This is a genomic window from Streptomyces sp. NPDC001904, from assembly GCF_040297005.1.
In the GTDB taxonomy this organism is placed as follows: Bacteria; Actinomycetota; Actinomycetes; order Streptomycetales; family Streptomycetaceae; genus Streptomyces.
In genome coordinates this window covers 387,785-404,013 of the sequence record NZ_JBEOYI010000006.1, presented here as the reverse complement: position 1 = coordinate 404,013, position 16,229 = coordinate 387,785, and the positions used below count along the sequence as shown (strand labels likewise).

The 16,229-nt window shown below is 73.4% G+C and carries 15 protein-coding genes and 1 pseudogene; 7 read left to right on the top strand and 9 right to left on the bottom strand.

Annotated elements, in window-relative coordinates; translation table 11 throughout:
- Positions 1-642 (top strand): SbcC/MukB-like Walker B domain-containing protein (locus tag ABT127_RS13310; protein ID WP_351448204.1); only part of this gene is annotated, 642 nt, incomplete at its 5' end.
- 38 nt (positions 643-680) lie between these two features.
- On the opposite strand, the gene ABT127_RS13305 is transcribed toward ABT127_RS13310, so the two are convergent.
- On the bottom strand, positions 681-1,151 hold the full coding sequence (locus ABT127_RS13305) for an Lrp/AsnC family transcriptional regulator (RefSeq protein ID WP_351448201.1): 471 nt from the start codon (positions 1,149-1,151) through the stop codon (positions 681-683).
- A 147-nt stretch (positions 1,152-1,298) separates the two neighbouring features.
- Here ABT127_RS13305 and ABT127_RS13300 point away from each other — a divergent pair, with 147 nt between their 5' ends.
- On the top strand, positions 1,299-1,799 hold the full coding sequence (locus tag ABT127_RS13300; protein WP_351448198.1) for a rhodanese-like domain-containing protein: 501 nt from the start codon (positions 1,299-1,301) through the stop codon (positions 1,797-1,799).
- A gap of 15 nt (positions 1,800-1,814) precedes the next feature.
- On the opposite strand, the gene ABT127_RS13295 is transcribed toward ABT127_RS13300, so the two are convergent.
- Together ABT127_RS13295 and ABT127_RS13290 are read right to left on the bottom strand one after the other, a co-directional pair.
- Positions 1,815-3,482, bottom strand: coding sequence for a DUF885 domain-containing protein (locus ABT127_RS13295; RefSeq protein WP_351448196.1), 1,668 nt, complete (start codon positions 3,480-3,482; stop codon positions 1,815-1,817).
- 19 nt (positions 3,483-3,501) lie between these two features.
- On the bottom strand, positions 3,502-3,999 hold the full coding sequence (locus ABT127_RS13290) for an Lrp/AsnC family transcriptional regulator (protein WP_351448193.1): 498 nt from the start codon (positions 3,997-3,999) through the stop codon (positions 3,502-3,504).
- 60 nt (positions 4,000-4,059) lie between these two features.
- Between ABT127_RS13290 and ABT127_RS13285 the strand changes: the two genes are divergently transcribed.
- Positions 4,060-5,313 carry a trans-sulfuration enzyme family protein gene (locus ABT127_RS13285; RefSeq protein WP_351448190.1) on the top strand — a complete coding sequence of 418 codons (1,254 nt, stop codon included), beginning with the start codon at positions 4,060-4,062 and terminating at the stop codon, positions 5,311-5,313.
- Positions 5,234-5,401, top strand: a complete 168-nt coding sequence (locus tag ABT127_RS39320; protein WP_502971690.1) for a DUF7489 domain-containing protein — start codon at positions 5,234-5,236, stop codon at positions 5,399-5,401. Before ABT127_RS13285 ends, ABT127_RS39320 begins: the two co-directional genes overlap by 80 nt.
- A gap of 10 nt (positions 5,402-5,411) precedes the next feature.
- Here ABT127_RS39320 and ABT127_RS13280 read toward each other — a convergent pair whose 3' ends face one another.
- The 3 genes from ABT127_RS13280 to pdxR all read right to left on the bottom strand — a co-directional run bounded on the left by ABT127_RS13280 (position 5,412) and on the right by pdxR (position 10,185).
- The gene (locus ABT127_RS13280; RefSeq protein ID WP_351448187.1) at positions 5,412-6,806 is read right to left on the bottom strand and encodes a GNAT family N-acetyltransferase; all 1,395 of its coding nucleotides are present in this window, start codon (positions 6,804-6,806) and stop codon (positions 5,412-5,414) included.
- Positions 6,807-6,943: 137 nt separating this feature from the next.
- A complete protein-coding gene (locus tag ABT127_RS13275; RefSeq protein WP_351448184.1) occupies positions 6,944-8,530 on the bottom strand; it encodes an alkaline phosphatase D family protein in 1,587 nt (528 codons plus the stop codon).
- A 182-nt stretch (positions 8,531-8,712) separates the two neighbouring features.
- Positions 8,713-10,185, bottom strand: coding sequence for a MocR-like pyridoxine biosynthesis transcription factor PdxR (gene pdxR / locus ABT127_RS13270; protein WP_351448181.1), 1,473 nt, complete (start codon positions 10,183-10,185; stop codon positions 8,713-8,715).
- A 93-nt stretch (positions 10,186-10,278) separates the two neighbouring features.
- On the opposite strand from pdxR, the pseudogene ABT127_RS13265 reads away from it, so the two are divergent.
- Positions 10,279-10,734, top strand: a pseudogene (locus ABT127_RS13265) (EamA family transporter); the annotation flags it as partial.
- Between the two features lie 471 nt (positions 10,735-11,205).
- Here the strand turns inward: ABT127_RS13265 and ABT127_RS13260 are convergent.
- On the bottom strand, positions 11,206-12,036 hold the full coding sequence (locus ABT127_RS13260) for an alpha/beta fold hydrolase (protein ID WP_351448178.1): 831 nt from the start codon (positions 12,034-12,036) through the stop codon (positions 11,206-11,208).
- Positions 12,037-12,214: 178 nt separating this feature from the next.
- Between ABT127_RS13260 and ABT127_RS13255 the strand changes: the two genes are divergently transcribed.
- Together ABT127_RS13255 and ABT127_RS13250 are read left to right on the top strand one after the other, a co-directional pair.
- Positions 12,215-13,108, top strand: a complete 894-nt coding sequence (locus ABT127_RS13255) for an RNA polymerase sigma-70 factor (RefSeq protein ID WP_351448175.1) — start codon at positions 12,215-12,217, stop codon at positions 13,106-13,108.
- 265 nt (positions 13,109-13,373) lie between these two features.
- Positions 13,374-14,135 (top strand): GntR family transcriptional regulator, encoded by a 762-nt coding sequence (locus ABT127_RS13250; RefSeq protein WP_351448172.1) that lies wholly within the window; start codon positions 13,374-13,376, stop codon positions 14,133-14,135.
- A 147-nt stretch (positions 14,136-14,282) separates the two neighbouring features.
- On the opposite strand, the gene ABT127_RS13245 is transcribed toward ABT127_RS13250, so the two are convergent.
- Both ABT127_RS13245 and ABT127_RS13240 read right to left on the bottom strand, forming a co-directional pair.
- Positions 14,283-15,440: an ROK family transcriptional regulator gene (locus tag ABT127_RS13245; protein ID WP_351448169.1), complete on the bottom strand. Its 1,158-nt coding sequence runs from the start codon at positions 15,438-15,440 to the stop codon at positions 14,283-14,285.
- Between the two features lie 131 nt (positions 15,441-15,571).
- A complete protein-coding gene (locus ABT127_RS13240; RefSeq protein WP_351448166.1) occupies positions 15,572-16,222 on the bottom strand; it encodes a response regulator transcription factor in 651 nt (216 codons plus the stop codon).
- Positions 16,223-16,229 lie beyond the last annotated feature (7 nt).

The window sequence follows — 16,229 nt, the reverse complement described above, 5'->3', positions numbered from 1 at the left end:
GACGCGGCGCAGCGCCGCTGCGCCGATCTCGACCGGCTGTCCCGCCGGGCCGCCGCCGAGGCCCGCCGCCTCGGTCCGTTGCGCACCACGTACAGCCGCGTGGCCCGGCTCGCCGCCCTCGCGGCCGGCACCGCGGCGGACAACGAACGCAAGATGCGCCTTGAGTCGTACGTCCTCGCCGCGCGGCTCGAACAGGTGGCGGCCGCCGCGACCGCGCGCCTGAGCCGCATGTCGTCGGGGCGCTACACGCTCGTGCACTCCGACTCCCTCGCCGGGCGCGGCAGATCGGGGCTCGGCCTGCACGTCGTCGACGCGTGGACGGGGCGCGAGCGGGACACGGCGACGCTCTCCGGCGGGGAGACGTTCTTCGCGTCGCTCGCCCTGGCCCTCGGCCTCGCCGACGTCGTCACGGACGAGGCCGGCGGCGTCCGGCTCGACACCCTCTTCATCGACGAGGGCTTCGGCAGCCTCGACGACCAGACCCTCGACGACGTGCTCGACGTCCTCGACGCACTGCGCGAACGCGACCGCAGCGTCGGCATCGTCAGCCACGTCGGCGACCTGCGGCGCCGCGTCCACGCCCAGCTGGAGATCGTGAAGGGCCGGGACGGATCGGAGGTCCGGCAGCAGGGCGCCCCGTAGGGGCGCGGGGAACCGCGCGACCAGCCACGACGACGGGCTCAGCGCCCGAGCGCCCGCCGCGGCAGCGGCGACGAGTACACGACACTCGTCGTCACCGACCCCAGCGTGCCGATCTTCCCGGAGACCTCCTCCAGGTGCCGCATCGACCGCGCCGCGACCTTGATGACGAAGCAGTCGTCGCCCGTCACGTGATGCGCCTCCAGGATCTCCGGGGTCACCTCGACGAGATCGTGGAACGGCTTGTAGTTGCCGTTGGGATACCTGAGCCGGACGAACGCCAGGATCGGCAGCCCGAGCCGCTCCGGCACGACCACGGCCGAGTACCCCGCGATCACTCCCGACTCCTCCAGTCGCCGCACCCGCTCGGTCACGGCGCTCGGGGACATGGACACGGCCCGCGCCAGCTCGGCATAGCTGGCGCGGCCCTCGCTCTGGAGAACCCGCAGGATGTGCCAGTCCGTGGCATCGGGCACGTGCGGACGCGCATCGGCAGGGGAATCGTCGGTCATGCTCCGGAGCTAACCGGGGAATCCCCGGCAAGGCAAGCCGGATGCCGGGGATCGGCCCTTCAGGATGACGGTCGCCGACCGTAGATTTCTGGTCAGGAGGAGCGGGACCGCACCGGCACCCGACCCCGCCCCCGGAGAGGACCCGACATGACCCTGCCCGAGACCGCCCCCAGGCCCGCCACCACGACCAGCCCGGTCCTGCGCGTCGCCCCCGCATCGCCCGCCGCCGCGGCGGCCTACTTCGGCGCGAGCCTCGCCTTCCACGCCGACGTGTCCGACGTCGCCGCCGCGCTCGCCGACGGCGGCGAGCCGGGATTCGTCGTGCTCGACTCCCGGTCCACCGCATCCTGGGACCAGGGCCACGTCCCCGGCGCGGTCCACCTGCCGACCGCGCTCATCCCCGAGCAGGCCGAACAGCTCCTCGACCGGTCCGTCCCCGTCGTCACCTACTGCTGGGGCCCCGGCTGCAACGGCGCGACCCGCGCCGCCCTCGCCCTCGCCGAACTCGGCTTCCAGGTCAAGGAGATGCTCGGCGGATTCGAGTACTGGGTGCGCGAGGGCTTCGCGTACGAGACGTGGGAGGGGCCCGCGCGGCAGAGCGCGGACCCCCTCACGGCACCGGCCGACGGCGACGACTGCGGCTGCTGAACGGCCGCGCCCCGCCTACAGCTTGGAGAGTTCGTCCACCAGGTCGTCGAGCCCCAGCGACCCCTGCGACAGCGCCGCCATGTGCCACGCCTTCGCGTCGAACGCGTCACCGTGCGCCGCCCGCGCGTTGGCCCGGCCCAGCAGCCAGGCGCGCTCGCCCAGCTTGTAGCCGATCGCCTGGCCGGGGATCGACAGATAGCGGGTCAGCTCGCTCTCCACGAAGTCGGCCGGGCGGCTGCTGTGCGCGCCGAAGAACTCCTGGGCCAGCTCGGGCGTCCACCGCTCACCGGGGTGGAACGGCGAGTCCGCCGGGATCGCCAGCTCCAGGTGCATGCCGATGTCGACGATGACCCGGCACGCCCGCATCATCTGCGCGTCCAGGTAGCCGATCCGCGTCTCGGCGTCGGTGAGATGGCCCAGCTCGTCCATCAGCCGCTCCGCGTACAGCGCCCAGCCCTCCGCGTTCGCGGACACCATGCCGACCGTCGCCTGGTAGCGCGAGAGGTCACCGGCGACGTGCGCCCACTGCGCGAGCTGCAGGTGGTGGCCGGGGACACCCTCGTGGTACCAGGTCGACACCAGGTCGTAGACGGGGAAGCGGGTCTGGCCCATCGTGGGCAGCCAGGTGCGGCCGGGCCGGGAGAAGTCGACCGACGGCTCCGTGTAGTACGGGGCCGCGGCGCTGCCGGACGGCGCGATGCACGACTCCACCTTCCGTACCCGCTCGGCGAGTTCGAAGTGGGTGCCGTCGAGGGTGTCGATCGCCTCGTCCATGAGGTCCTGGAGCCACTGCCGGACCTCCTCGACGCCCTCGATGTGCCGCCCGTGCTCGTCGAGGTGCGCGAGCGCCACCCACGGCGTCGCGGCGCCGGGCAGGATCTTCTCCGCCTCCAGCCGCATCTCGGCGAGCAGCCGGTGGAACTCGCTCCAGCCGTACGCGTACGCCTCGTCCAGATCGAGGTCCGTGCCGTTGTAGTAGCGCGACCAGCGGGCGTAGCGCTCGCGGCCCACCACGTTCGGGGAGCCCTCGACGGCGGGCGCGTACACGTCCCGCATCCAGTCGCGCAGCTCCAGGATCGCGGCGTCGGCCACGCCGGCGGCGGCCGTGAGCTCGTCGCGCAGCGTCTCGGGACCGGCGGACACGAACTCCTCGAACCATCCCTCCCACTCGCCGAGCTGCCCGATGAACGTCTCGGTCGGGCGCGGCCCGCCGTGCAGCTTGCGCTCCAGACCGAGGGTCAGCGTCTCGCGGTATCCGGCGAGCGCCGCCGGGACGGCGCGCAGCCGCTCGGCGATCGCCGCCCAGTCCTCGTCCGTGTCGGTGGGGGTGATCGTGAAGACCTCCCGGACGTGGTGCACGGGAGAGCCCAGGTTGGCGACGGCGCGCAGGTGCTCGTCGGCTTCGTGCACGGCGAGTTCGGCGGTCAGCCGCTCGCGCAGCAGCCGGGCACAGCGCCGCTCGACGTCGCTGTCGGCGGCGGGCTGCCGCTCCGCCGCGTCGAGCCGCTCCAGCGTCCGTCGCGCCAGCGCGGCGACCGCGTCGAGGCCCGCGGGCGAGAGGTCGGGCAGCTTGCTGTGGGCCGTGGGGACGCCGAGGTAGGTGCCGGTGACCGGGTCGAGGACGATCAGGTCGTCGACGTAGGCGTCCGCGACCTGGCGAGGGGTGTGCGCAGTGTCTGACATGCGGACATCCTCGTACGGGTCAGGGGCTCCCGTCACCCTGATACTCGGTCGGCGGCAGCAGCGGTCCGCACTCCCACTGCTGGAAGATCAGCCGGGTCTCCACCCGCGCCACCTCGCGCCGCGCCGTGAACTCGTCGAGGACGAGCCGCTGCAGATCGGCCATGTCCTGCACGGCGACCTGCACCAGATAGTCGTCCGGACCGGTCACATGGAAGACCGTGCGCGCCTCGGGCAGGGCCCGGATCCGCTCCACGAACGGGCCCACCAGTTCCCGGCGGTGCGGGCGCACCTGCACCGACAGCAGCGCCTGGAGACCACGGCCGAGCCGCGCCGGATCGACCCGCAGCGCATGCCCGAGGATCACCCCGCCGCGACGCAGCCTGTTCACCCGGTCCAGACAGGTCGAGGGCGCGACACCGACCCGCGCGGCTAGATCCCGGTACGTCGTACGGGCGTCGTTCTGCAACACCCGCAGGATCTCCAGATCGACCGGATCCAGTACGACAGAATCGATCATCCGCCGAACGTAGCACGGCAGTTGAACCGTTCGGCCGGGCATCTGCCCAGGCTGTGCGGCATGGACCACACCAGGGACCACCACCAGGACATGGCGCGCCCCCGCACCCGGGCCCTCGCCACCGAAGCCGTGCACGCGGGCCGCGACGACCTCGCCGCGCTCGGCCTGCACGCCCCGCCCATCGACCTGTCGACGACCTACCCGTCCGCCGACAGCCGGACCGAGGCCGCCCGGATCGACGCGTTCGCCGCCGACGGTGCCCTCGACGACGGGCCGCCGGTCTACGGCCGTGTCGGCAATCCGACGGTCGCCCGGTTCGAGACGGCGCTCGCCCGCCTGGAGGGCACCGAGTCCGCGGTCGCCTTCGCCAGCGGCATGGCCGCCCTGACCGCCGTCCTGCTGGTGCGCCGGTCAGCGGGTCTGGGCCACATCGTCGCGGTCCGCCCGTTGTACGGGTGCAGCGACCACCTCCTCGCCACGGGCGTTCTCGGCACCGACGTGACCTGGGTCGATCCGGCCGGAATCGCCGACGCGATCCGCCCGGACACCGGTCTGGTGCTGGTCGAGTCGCCCGCCAATCCCACGCTCGCGGAGGTCGACCTGCGGGCCGTCGCCCACGGCTGCGGCACCGTGCCGCTGCTCGTCGACAACACCTTCGCGACACCCGTGCTGCAGCGGCCGGCGCAGAGCGGGGCCCGCCTCGTGCTGCACAGCGCGACGAAGTTCCTGGGCGGGCACGGCGACGTCCTGGGCGGAGTGGTGGCCTGCGACGAGGCGTTCGCGGGGCAGTTGCGCAGGATGCGGTTCGCGACGGGCGGTGTGCTGCACCCGCTCGCGGGCTACCTTTTGCTGCGCGGCCTTTCGACCCTTCCCGTGCGGGTGCGCGCCGCGTCGGCGACCGCGGCGGAGCTGGTACGGCGACTGACCGGTGACCCGCGCGTCACGCGTGTCCACTATCCGCGGACCGGCGGCGCGATGATCGCCTTCGAGGTGGCCGGCGACCCGCACGCCGTGATCGCCGGGGTCGGCCTGATCACCCCCGCCGTCAGCCTCGGCAGCGTCGACTCGCTCATCCAGCACCCGGCGTCCATCAGCCACCGCGTGGTCGCCGCCGACGACCGCCGGGCCGCGGGGGTCGGTGACCGGCTGCTGCGCCTGTCGGTCGGTCTGGAGGACGTCGACGACCTGTGGGCCGATCTAGACCGCGCGCTCGGCGAAGCGGTGCCTCGTACACGTGCGGCATGTTCGGATCACGCAGAGCGGGACGGGACGAGTCCTGGGACGGCGTCGTCGTGGACAAGTCCCGCGGGATGACCGACGGCTCGGGCATCGGCTGTGGAAGTCGGTCGGGGCCGGCGACCGCGTCGTGAAACGACCCGGCGCCGACCCCGTCAAGGCGTAGGAGGCGTGGTCTACGCCTGGGCGTCCGTCTCGTACGGCAGCCGGGACGCCACCGGCGTCGCGTCCAGGCGGGCCGTGACCACGAGGGTGCCCTCCTCGATCTGGTAGTCGAGCGGCAGGCCGAGGCCGCGCATCGCCGCGACCATGCCGGTGTTGGACGCCTGCGTCACCGCGTACACGCTCTCGCAGCCCGCCTCGACGGCCATCGCGACCAGCCGGCCGAGCAGTTCGGCGCCGACACCGCGGCGCTGCCAGGTGTCCTCGACGAGCAGGGCGAGCTCCGTCTCGTCGCCGTCCCACAGCAGATGGCCGAGGGCGACGATCCGGCCCGAGGCCGTCTGCGCGGTGAGCGTGCGGCCGAAGCGCGGGCTGAGCAGGTGGCCCAGATAGCGGTCGGCGTCACCGACCGGACCGTGGTAGCGCATGCTCAGCGTCCGCGCCGAGCACCGCTCGTGCATCTCCTTGGCGGCCGGCACGTCGGAGAGGTCGGCGCGGCGCACCGTGATCTCGTTGCCCTCGGGCAGGGTGAGCACGTCCCGGCCGCGCGGGATCCGCGGACCGAGCCGGCTGTCCAGCTCCACCAGGGCGCGGGCGCGCGCGAACTCGGTCGGGGTGAACGGCAGATACGGCCGCTCGACCGTGATCAGCCCGCCCTCGGGGGTGCGCAGCCGCAGCTCCGTGGCGTCGAAGCCGCCCTCCACGGGCTCGCTGCCCGCGGCCTTCGCGGGCAGCGACCTGATGGTGCACCGGCCGAGCAACTGGCGCAGCGCCAGCGGGAGTTCCGCGGCGTCCTGTGCCGTGCGGGTGGCCAGGCCCAGGATCCGGGTGGGGGCGTCCACCAGGTCGTGGGCGTCGGCGCGCTCGATCCAGGTGTCGATGCCGCCGGCCCGGGAGACGACCCGGGTCAGGTCGGCGGCGGCCTTCTCCAGCGGCGCGCGCAGCAGGAACTCGTCGACCGTGCCGTCGGCCAGTGGGTGCGTCTGGAGGCTGAGGATGTCCACCCGCTGATGGGCCAGCACCGTGCACAGCGCGGCGAGCGAACCCGGCTCGTCGCGCACCGTGGTCCGCATCCGCCACAGCGTGGTCCCGGCCGGGTCGAGCGTGTCGGTGTCCTGGCGCCCGGCCGTCGCCGCCCCGCCCTCGGCGGGGGCGGACGGCCGGGCGCCGGTATCCGCCGTGGGTGGAGCGTGCTCGTGGCGGCGTGCCCACCACACGTGGAATCCGGCGGTGGCGAGCAGTGCCACCGCCGAGACCCCGAGGAGGGCGGGCCCGTCGGGACCGTGCCCGATCATGTTCGCCACCGCGTCGGCCACGGCCACCGCCGTGAACAGGGCCGCCAGTTCCACCAGATCCCGGCGCCAGTGGTGGACGGGACGGCCGTGCTTCACTCGCGTCACATCAGACATGTCTGGACTCATGCATCCACTGTGGAGGAGTGGTGTTGCGCGATCACGAACGATGTGTGTCCGATGGGTAAAGAACGCTTATGCCTGTTTTGTGCAGTCGGGTGTGGTGTGTGTGCCCGAGTGAGGCCGCGGTCCGGCTACTGGCCGACTCGCCCCGGCCGCAGCGTCTGGCTGAACAGCACGTCCCCGCCCTCCTGGCGCAGCCGCACGGTCAGCTCCCCGCTGCCGCCGTCGATCTCGACCTCGCCGAAGTACGGCGGTGTCTCCATCGGCGAGGTGTTCGCCCGCGAGGGTGCCTTGAGGAACACCTGCCGCGGTCCGAACGTCCCGTCCAGCTTCGTCGCCTGGAAGCCGCCCGCGGCCAGCGGCCCCGACACGAACTCCCAGAACGGCTCGAAGTCCTGGAACGCGGCGTTCGACGGCTCGTAGTGCTGTGCCGAGGTGTAGTGGACGTCCGCCGTCAGCCACAGCGTGCCGGTGATCCGGTGGTGCTTGATGTGCCGCAGCAACTCGGCGATCTGCAGCTCGCGGCCGAGCGGCGCGCCCGGATCGCCCTGGGCCACCGCCTCGAAGTTCGTGGCGCCGTCGGCCACCACGAGCCCCAGCGGCATGTCGGAGGCGATCACTTTCCAGGTGGCGCGCGAACGCGACAACTCCCTTTTCAGCCACTTTAGTTGCTCGGCGCCGAGGATGCCGATCGAGTCGTCGGGCTGCCGGTCGGGCGAGTTCGCGTTGCGGTACGTGCGCATGTCGAGCACGAACACGTCGAGCAGCGGGCCCTGACGCAGCACCCGGTACACCCGGCCGCCCTGGTCGCCCGGCGGCAGCGTCGAGATCGGGAAGTACTCGCCGAACGCCCGCAGCGAGCGCGCCGACAGCACGTCGACGTTCTTCTCGGTGTAGCGGACGTCGTCCAGGATCTGCCCCGGGTACCAGTTGTTGTGGACCTCGTGGTCGTCCCACTGGGTGATGGTGGGGATCTGGGCGTTGAAACGGCGCACGTTGTCGTCGAGCAGGTTGTAGCGGAAGGCGCCGCGGAAGTCCCCGAGGGTCTGCGCGACCCGAGACTTCTCCTCGGTGGTCACATTGCGCCACACCCGCCCGTCGGGCAGCGTCACGCTGGGCAGGATCGGGTTGTCGGCGTAGATGTTGTCGCCGCTGCACAGGAAGAAGTCGGGGTCCAGGGCGCGCATGTCCTCGTAGACGCGGTTGCCGCCGCGGTCCGGGTTGATGCCCCAGCCCTGGCCCGCGATGTCGCCCGACCACAGGAACCGCACGCCGCCACGGCGTCCGGCCGGAGCGGTGCGGAACGTGCCCGTCACCGGCTTGCCCGTGCGCCGCGGGTCGTCCGGGTCGGCGAGCAGCACGCGGTAGTGGATCTGCTCGCCGGACGGCAGGCCGCGCAGCCGCGTCGTACCCGTGAAGTCGGTGTCCGGGCCGACCAGGGGGCCGTGCCATCTCGTCGGCCGCTTGAACGACTCGGTGGCCGACGTCTCCACGATCATCCGCGCGGGCCGGTCCGCACGCACCCAGACCAGGCCCGAGTGCGCGGTGACGTCACCCGCCTGCACACCCCAGCCCGCCTCCGGGCGTCCCGACAGCGCGAACGCGGGCGCCGCGACACCGCCGACCACCGGCAGGGCGAGCCCCGCCGACGCGGCGAGCGCGCCGCGCAGCACTCCTCGACGGCCGGGCAGCTGCTGATCTGACGGACGGTGCGACATGGGCGCCTCCAGTGATGGGTCCGACGGCGGTGCGGTGCCGCAACGAGCGCGGACGAGCACGGACAGGTGCGGTCGAGCGCGCGGCGCCGCGAGGCCACACCTACTGGGTCACCACGGCACGCACACGAACCCCAAGTGAACAACGGCTCCCACCGGCAGGGAACCAGGCGCGCGACACCCGGCTACGGGGCCGGTTCCCTTCCGGCCGGACTCCGGCTCGCGCCGAGCGCCCGCGGGCGGTCCGCCTCCTGGGCCGCGGCCGCCAGCAGGCGGACTCCTTCGGTGATGCGGGCGGGGGAGAGGTGCGCGTATCCGAGCACCAGGGAGACGGCGTCGCCGGGATCCCCGCCGTAGTGGCTCAAGGGCCGGACGCGGACGCCCGCGGCCGCGCACCGGTCCAGGAGGTCCCCCTCGCGGGCGGCGTCGACCGGCAGGGCGGCGATGGCGTGCAGACCGGCCGCGATGCCCGTCACCTCCGTCCCCGGCAGCTCGTCCCGCAGGGCGGTCACGAGAGCGTCCCTGCGCTCCTTGTAGGCGCGTTGGCAGCGGCGCAACTGCCGGTCGTAGTCGCCCCGTTCGATGAACCGGGCCAGCGTCGCCTGGTCGAGCGCGGGATGGCCCAGATCCAGGTAGCGCTTGCGCTCCACGACCTCCTCGGCCAGGGCGTCGGGCACGACCGTCCAGCCCAGCCGCAGCCCCGGGGCCAGCGACTTGCTCACCGACCCCGCATAGGCGACGTGCGCGGGGTCGAGGCCCTGGAGCGCGCCGACCGGAGCGCGGTCGTAGCGGAAGTCGCCGTCGTAGTCGTCCTCCACGAGCAGTCCGTCCGACGCGCGCGCCCAGGCGAGGAGCTCCGTCCTGCGCGCCGCCGAGTAGGCGAGCCCGGACGGGAAGTGGTGCGACGGCGTCGTGACGACCGTACGCACCCCCGAGGCGCGCAGCGCGTCCATGGCGAGTCCGTCCGCGTCCATGGCGATCCGCACCGCCGTGGAGCCCGCCGCGGCGAACAGGTCCTCGTACTGCGGGCTGCCGGGACGCTCCACGCCGATGCGCCGCTGCCCGCGCGCCTGGAGCACGAAGCCGAGCAGCGACACCGCCTGCGTCACCCCGGAGCACACGATGACGCGCTCGGGGTCGGTCACCACGCCCCGGCGCCGGGTCAGCAGCTCGGCGAGGGCCGTCCGCAGCCGGGGCAGTCCGCGCGGGTCCGGATAGCCGAGCCCCTGGTGCGGCAGCCCGGCCAGCACGTCGCGCTGCGCCGCGGCCCAGGCGGCGCGGGGAAAGAGGGACAGGTCGGGGCTGCCCGCCACGAAGTCGGCCCGCACTCCCGCGGCCGGCCGCGGCGCCAGGTCGTGGGCTCCCGGCGGCGCGGCCCGCACCGCGTCGCCGACCCAGGTCCCGGCGCCCCGGCCGCTGCGCAGGTACCCCTCGGCGGCCAACTGCTCGTAGGCCTCGGTGATCAGGCCCCGCGACACCCCGAGATCCCGCGCCAGATCCCGGCTCGACGGCATCCGGGTCCCCGGCGCGAGCCGCCCCGAGCGCACCGCATCCCGGAGCGCGGACCGCAAGGAGCGGCCGCGCGCCCGGACCGGCACGGTGACGGCGGGCAGCAGCAACTCCCAGGCCGCGGACGGCACACGGCTCTCGTTCGTCATGACGCCGGAATCTAGTGGGACCCGCCGGCCGATCGCCGACCGCCCGGCTCCCGACGGGCGGCGGGCGGCCTCCGGCGCACCGGAAACTGGTCCATGAAGCACCCGGTCGATTGGCCCTCCTGCGGGACCACTCCCGCTCCTAGCGTCGACCGCATGAACGCTCCGTCACTTCGAGGCTCCCTGCTCGCCGCCCTCGCCTGCGTCCTGGTCGGCGGCTCCTTCACCGCCAACAGCGTCCTGGGCTCCTACCCGTACGCGGGCGGCCAGTTCCTGCGCTACGGCGCCGCCTGCCTGCTGCTCCTGCCCGGTCTCGGACTCGCCCCGCTGCGCACCCTCGGCGGCCGCCGGTGGGCACGGATCGCGCTGCTCGCGGCCGTCGGCATGGTCGCCTTCAATCTCGCGGTGCTCGCCGCGGAACGCTCCGCGGAACCCGCCGTCCCCGGCGTCTTCGTGGGATGCGCGCCCGTCGTGGTCGCCGTCCTGGTGCCGTTCCTGTCCGGACGCCGTCCCCGGCGAGCCGTGCTGTTCGGCGCCTCGCTCGTCGCCGCCGGCGCGTTCACGGTGCAGGGCTGGGGGCGCACGGACGTCCTCGGGATCACCTTCTCCGCCTGCGCTCTCGCCGGGGAGGTGGGGTTCGCGGTGCTCGCGGGACCCGTGCTCGCGCCGCTCGGCCCCCGGCTGCTGTCGTGCACCGTGTGCGCCGTCGCGGCCCTGGAGTCGGCGGCGGTGGGCCTGGCCGTGGACGGCGCGTCCTGGCTGCGCGTCCCGGACGCCGCGGAGACCGCCGCCCTGGCGTGGCAGGCGGCGGTCGTCACGGTGATCGGCTTCGTGTGCTGGTACATGGGCATGCAGCGGATCGGCACCGAACGCGCCACGCTGTTCTCCGGTCTGATCCCGGTGGCCGCCGCACTCACCGCGCCCCTGGTCGGCTCGGGCACCTACGGCGCCGCCCAGGCCGTCGGCAGCGCACTGGTGGGCGCCGGTGTCGCCGTGGGCTCGGGAGTGCGCGGCCGACGCCGGTCAGCGGCTGGTGTCGAGGACGACCCGCGCGACCAGGGCGGGGTCGTCGTGCATCGGGACATGGCCGCACCCGGGCAGCCGGACCAGCCGCGCCCCCGGCAGGATCTGCTTGGCGCGGACGCCCTGACGGCGCACGAGCAGCCGGTCGCGGGTGCCCCAGGCCACCGTCACGGGCACCTCGGGGACATCGTCGCGGAACTGGACGTCGCGCCCCGCGTCCAGGGTCTGCCGGAACCCGGTCGCGTTGCGCAGCGCCAGCGTCTCGGCGACCACGGCCTCGGGTGAACGGCGCCCGGGATGCGCGTAGATGGTGCTGGTCAGCGCGGTCCGCCCGGCCACCGAACGGGACAGCCGCTCGATCACCGGCAGCGGCAGCACCCGCGCGCCCTGCCGCATCGCCAGCAGCGTGCCGAACGCGTACCGGCGCTCGGCCTGCGTCCAGAACCCGGCGGGGGACAGCGCCGTGACGGACCGTACGAGCTTCTCGCGGCCCAGCTCCAGGGCGAGCAGGCCGCCCAGCGAATTGCCGGCCACATGGGGGCGCCCGATGTCCAGGTGGCGGCAGAACGCGTCGAGGACGGGCACCACGCCCGGCAGGCCGTAGGCCAGTCCCTCGGGCAGCGCCGGGGACGCGCCGAACCCCGGCAGATCGACGGCGATGACATCGCGCTCGGCGGCCAGGATCGGCAGCACCGGCTGCCACGCCTGCCAGTGATGGCCGATCCCGTGCAGCAGGAGCAGCGGCTCCCCGGCGCCCGCACGCTCGTACGTCAGCGTCACCTCGCGCGGTCCGCCGGGGCTCTCGATGGTGAAGGACGCCTGTTCCGCCATGTCGTACGCTCCCTGTCCCCGCCGTGCCGCGACGGTTCTTCAGACTCCTTGTCAGCAACAATTACCGCCCAGTAGCGCCCAGTTCAAGGGGTGGGGAGCGGCGGCGCCCTTGTGGGGCGGACGTCCCGGTCCGGATCCGCCTGGACAAAGCCGTGATCCGTCGGATGGGATGGGGGGCGTGGCCGCCGACACGCCGACCGACGACGCCCTTCGCGCCTTCGAGGAACACCGTTCCGTCCTCATGGGTGTGGCCTACCGCATGCTGGGCCGCGTCGCCGACGCCGAGGACGTCGTCCAGGACACCTGGCTGCGCTGGTCACGCGCCGACCGGGGCGAGGTCCGCGAAGCGCGCGGCTACCTGGTGCGCATCACCACCCGCCTCGCCGTCGACCGGCTCCGCCAGGAGCAGGCGCGCCGCGAGTCCTACGTGGGCCCCTGGCTGCCCGAGCCGCTGGTCACCGACTTCGGCCCGACCGTGCCCGACACCGCCGAACAGGCCGTGCTCGCCGATTCCGTCTCCTTCGCCGTGCTCGTCGTCCTGGAGTCGCTCTCGCCGCTGGAGCGCGCGGTGTTCGTGCTGCGCGAGGCGTTCGGGCTGCCCTTCGCGGAGATCGCCGCCGTGCTGGACCGCGGGGAGAGCGCGGTGCGCCAACTCGCCGCCCGCGCGCGCAAGCACGTCGAGGAACGGCGCCCCCGGTTCGACGTCGACCCCGCCCAGCAGCGCGACCTCACCGAGCGTTTCCTCGCCGCGGCGGCCGAGGGCGACCTCGACGGCCTGCTGGCCCTGCTCGCCCCCGACGTCCGCCTCGTGGGGGACAGCGGCGGCAGGGCCAAGGCGCCGCTGCACGTCATCGAGTCGGCCGACAAGGTGGGGCGGTTCCTGCGCGGCGCCGCGGCGAAGGACGCCCACCTCGGCTTCGAGTTCCGCTTCGCGGAGCTCAACGGTGCGCCCGCGCTGATCGTCCTCGTCGACGGCAAGCCCGACGCGTTCTTCCAACTCGGCGTCTCCGGAGGCAGGATCCAGCACATCTACATCGTGCGGAACCCGGACAAACTGCGAGCGCTCCGCTAACCGGCACCTCACGCCGGGCTGTTGTCCGCCCCGTTCCTGTGCGACTTCTCACGCAACGTTCATCCATGTCTCACGAACGCGGTGTGAACACCGTGCGGCGCTCCATGAATGCTCTGCGGCACGACCCCTGTACGCATCGCAGCCGATCGATGATTGGTCTTGACCAAGTCCGAGGGCGGCCCTACGCTCGCAGTGATAGTGCAGGAACCTTTAATAAACAAGGGCGCTAAAAAGCCGCCGGAGTACGGCTGTTGCGGAGGACAGGGTGGGGACCACGCAGTTGGAAGCGGCACCGGAGCCGAAGTACTGGCACCTCAAGACCGTGCTCAGCGAGGCGCTCGACTCGGAATTCGCCGTGGGGGAGATCCTGCCGAACGAGCGTGATCTGGCGGCCCGCTTCGGCGTCGCCCGTGCCACGCTCCGCCAGGCACTCGAGCAGCTCGAACTGGAAGGCCGTCTGCAGCGTCGCCGCGGCGTCGGCACGACCGTCGCACCGCCGCGCGTCGGGGTGGACGTCTCCGCCACCGGCCACGACTGGCCGGGCGCGGCCGGTGACGCCTGGCAGGCCGTCGACTGCGTCCTCGACGCGGCTCCGGCCGCGGTCGCCGACATGCTGGAGACCGCCCCGGACGAGCGGGTGCACGTCCTGCGCCGCACGCGCGTCTCGCACGGACAGCCGGTCGCCGCCGAGCTGCTCTACGTACCCGCGGCGTCGGTGCCCGACCTGACGGCCATAGACGCCCCGTCCGGCGCGGCACGCGCGCGTGCCGTCCTGCGCGAGCTGCAGCACCTCGGCCTCGACGGCCAGGACCGCGCGGTCGAACTGGGCTCGGCCCGCGCCGACGACGCCAAGGAACTGGACCGTCTTCCCGGCGCCCCCGTCCTCGTGGTGACCACCCGCTACTTCAGCGAGGGCATCACGGCGGCCGTCTCCATGGCCACGTACCGGGCGGACACCTGCCGCCTGACGTTCGGCGACACCCCGGACGTGGAAATCCACCACGCTCCCCACACCCAGGCGTCCTGAGCCCCGCCGGGGGCGCGGGGAACTGCGCGCTCAGCCGCAGACGGCGCTCACCCGTCAGAAACCCTTGAGCAGCACATCGGGTGGGCGCCCCACGGCGCCAGGGCCGCACACGACGGGCCCGCCGGGGGCCGGCGCCCCCGGCCCCCGTCACCGCCGAGCCGTCACCGTCCCCTCGGTGGCGAACAGCTGCTCCTCGACATGGTCCAGAGCCAAGCGCAGGGCCCCGGTCGCCACAGCGGCCTCCCCGAGCAACGACAACGCCACCCGAGGCGGCCGCAGGCAATACCGCTCCAGCTCCCGTCGCAACGGATCGAGCACCCCGTCGAGCCCGGCGGCCCACCCCCCGACCACCACGAGCTCCGGATCGAGCGCGAGCACCAGCGCGGCGACGTCGTGCACCAGCCGCTGAATGAACCGCTCCATGGCGGCCCCGGCCTGCGCGTCGCCCTGGCGCGCCAGCGCGAACACCTTCGTCACGGCCTGCTCGTCGAGAGGGTGCAACGGCTCGTCGGTGGTCGACAGCAACGTCTCCGGCCGCACCCCGCGCCCCAGCAGGTGCAGCGCCCCGATCTCCCCGGCGGCACCCCCGTACCCCCGGTGCAACCGCCCGCCGATCAGCGATCCGGCCCCCGGGCTGAGTCCGGCCATGACGAACACCATGTCGTCCGAGTCGACGCCGGCGCCCTGCCAGTGTTCGGCCACGGCCGCGGTGTTGGCGTCGTTCTCCACGATGACCGGGCACTTGAAGGAGCGGCGCAGTCGCTCGCCCAGCGGCAGCCCCGTCCACCCGGGCAGCGCCGTACCGAGCCGGACCGTGCCGTCGGCCTCCACGATCCCGGGACTGCCCACACCGACCGCCCGCAGCGATCCCCGGGCCACCCCGGCCCGCCGCAGCAGATCGGCGACGGTCCCGCGCAGCCGTTCGATGCGCTCCTCCGCGGGGGCGGCCTCGTCGACGTCCTTGGCGGCCGTGCCGATGATCCTGCCGTCGAGCGCGGAGAGCACCGCGGCGACCCGGTGCGGTCCGATCTCCAGACCGAGCAGATGCCCCGCCTCGGCCCGGAAGCGGAACTTCCGCGCGGGCCGTCCCTGGCGCCGTGCTCCCGGCTCCTCGACGGCCGTCTCCACGACCAGCCCGGCGCCGATGAGATCGTCGACCACACCCTCGACGGTCGGCCGTGACAGCCCCGTCACGCGGGTGATCTCGGTGAGCGTCGCGAAATCCGTGGCCCGCAGCGCGTGCAGCACCACCGCGGAATTGATCCGCCTGAGCAGAGAAGGATCCCCGCCGGTCAGCCGCCCCAACGTCAGTCCTCCCAGCTAGTGCGCGTGTTCGCCGGATGCTACTCGCCGATACGGGCGGCGGCGAGAGCCGGGTGCACTTCTGTGGCGGCCGGCGCTCAGCCGGGCGGCGAACGAAACGGACGGACCGGGCGTCAGCCCGGCGCGACGAAACCGGATTCGTACGCGGCGATCACCGCCTGGGTCCGATCACGCGCCCCGAGCTTGGCCAGCACGGCGCTCACGTGCGACTTGACCGTCTCCGTGCCGACGACGAGATCCGTGGCGATCTCCGCGTTCGACAGACCGCGCGCCATCAGCCGCAGCACCGCCGACTCCCGCTCGGTCAGCGCGGCGCGCGCCATGGCGGCCCGCGCCGACGGATTGCCGTACTCGGCGGCGAGTCTGCGCACGGCGGCCGGAAAGAGGAGGGAGTCGCCGTCCGCGACGAGCCGCACGGCGTGCACGATCTCGGCGGGCCGCGCCCGCTTCAGCAGAAACCCGTCGGCGCCCGCGCGCAGCGCCCCGTACACGTACTCGTCGTTCTCGAAGGTCGTGATGACGAGGATCTTCGGCGGGTCCGGCACGGAGCGCAGTACCGCGCGGGTGGCCTCGATCCCGTCGAGCAGCGGCATCCTGACGTCCATGGCGACCACGTCCGGCCGCAACTCGCGCACCAGGGGCACCACGGCCGCGCCGTCCGCGGCCTCACCCACCACCGTGATGTCGCCCTGCGCCTCCAGCACGGCACGCAGGCCCGCGCGGACCAGGGGTTCGTCGTCGACGAGGAGGACAGTGAGCGGCACGGCGTCA

Bases quoted from the DNA above. Each gene is read 5' to 3' on its own strand.
- ABT127_RS13305 (WP_351448201.1), bottom strand. From the start codon at position 1,151: ATGACCGACGATTCCCCTGCCGATGCGCGTCCGCACGTGCCCGATGCC.
- ABT127_RS13300 (WP_351448198.1), top strand. From the start codon at position 1,299: ATGACCCTGCCCGAGACCGCCCCCAGGCCCGCCACCACGACCAGCCCG.
- ABT127_RS13295 (WP_351448196.1), bottom strand. From the start codon at position 3,482: ATGTCAGACACTGCGCACACCCCTCGCCAGGTCGCGGACGCCTACGTC.
- ABT127_RS13290 (WP_351448193.1), bottom strand. From the start codon at position 3,999: ATGATCGATTCTGTCGTACTGGATCCGGTCGATCTGGAGATCCTGCGG.
- ABT127_RS13285 (WP_351448190.1), top strand. From the start codon at position 4,060: ATGGACCACACCAGGGACCACCACCAGGACATGGCGCGCCCCCGCACC.
- ABT127_RS13280 (WP_351448187.1), bottom strand. From the start codon at position 6,806: ATGTCTGATGTGACGCGAGTGAAGCACGGCCGTCCCGTCCACCACTGG.
- ABT127_RS13275 (WP_351448184.1), bottom strand. From the start codon at position 8,530: ATGTCGCACCGTCCGTCAGATCAGCAGCTGCCCGGCCGTCGAGGAGTG.
- pdxR (WP_351448181.1), bottom strand. From the start codon at position 10,185: ATGACGAACGAGAGCCGTGTGCCGTCCGCGGCCTGGGAGTTGCTGCTG.
- ABT127_RS13260 (WP_351448178.1), bottom strand. From the start codon at position 12,036: ATGGCGGAACAGGCGTCCTTCACCATCGAGAGCCCCGGCGGACCGCGC.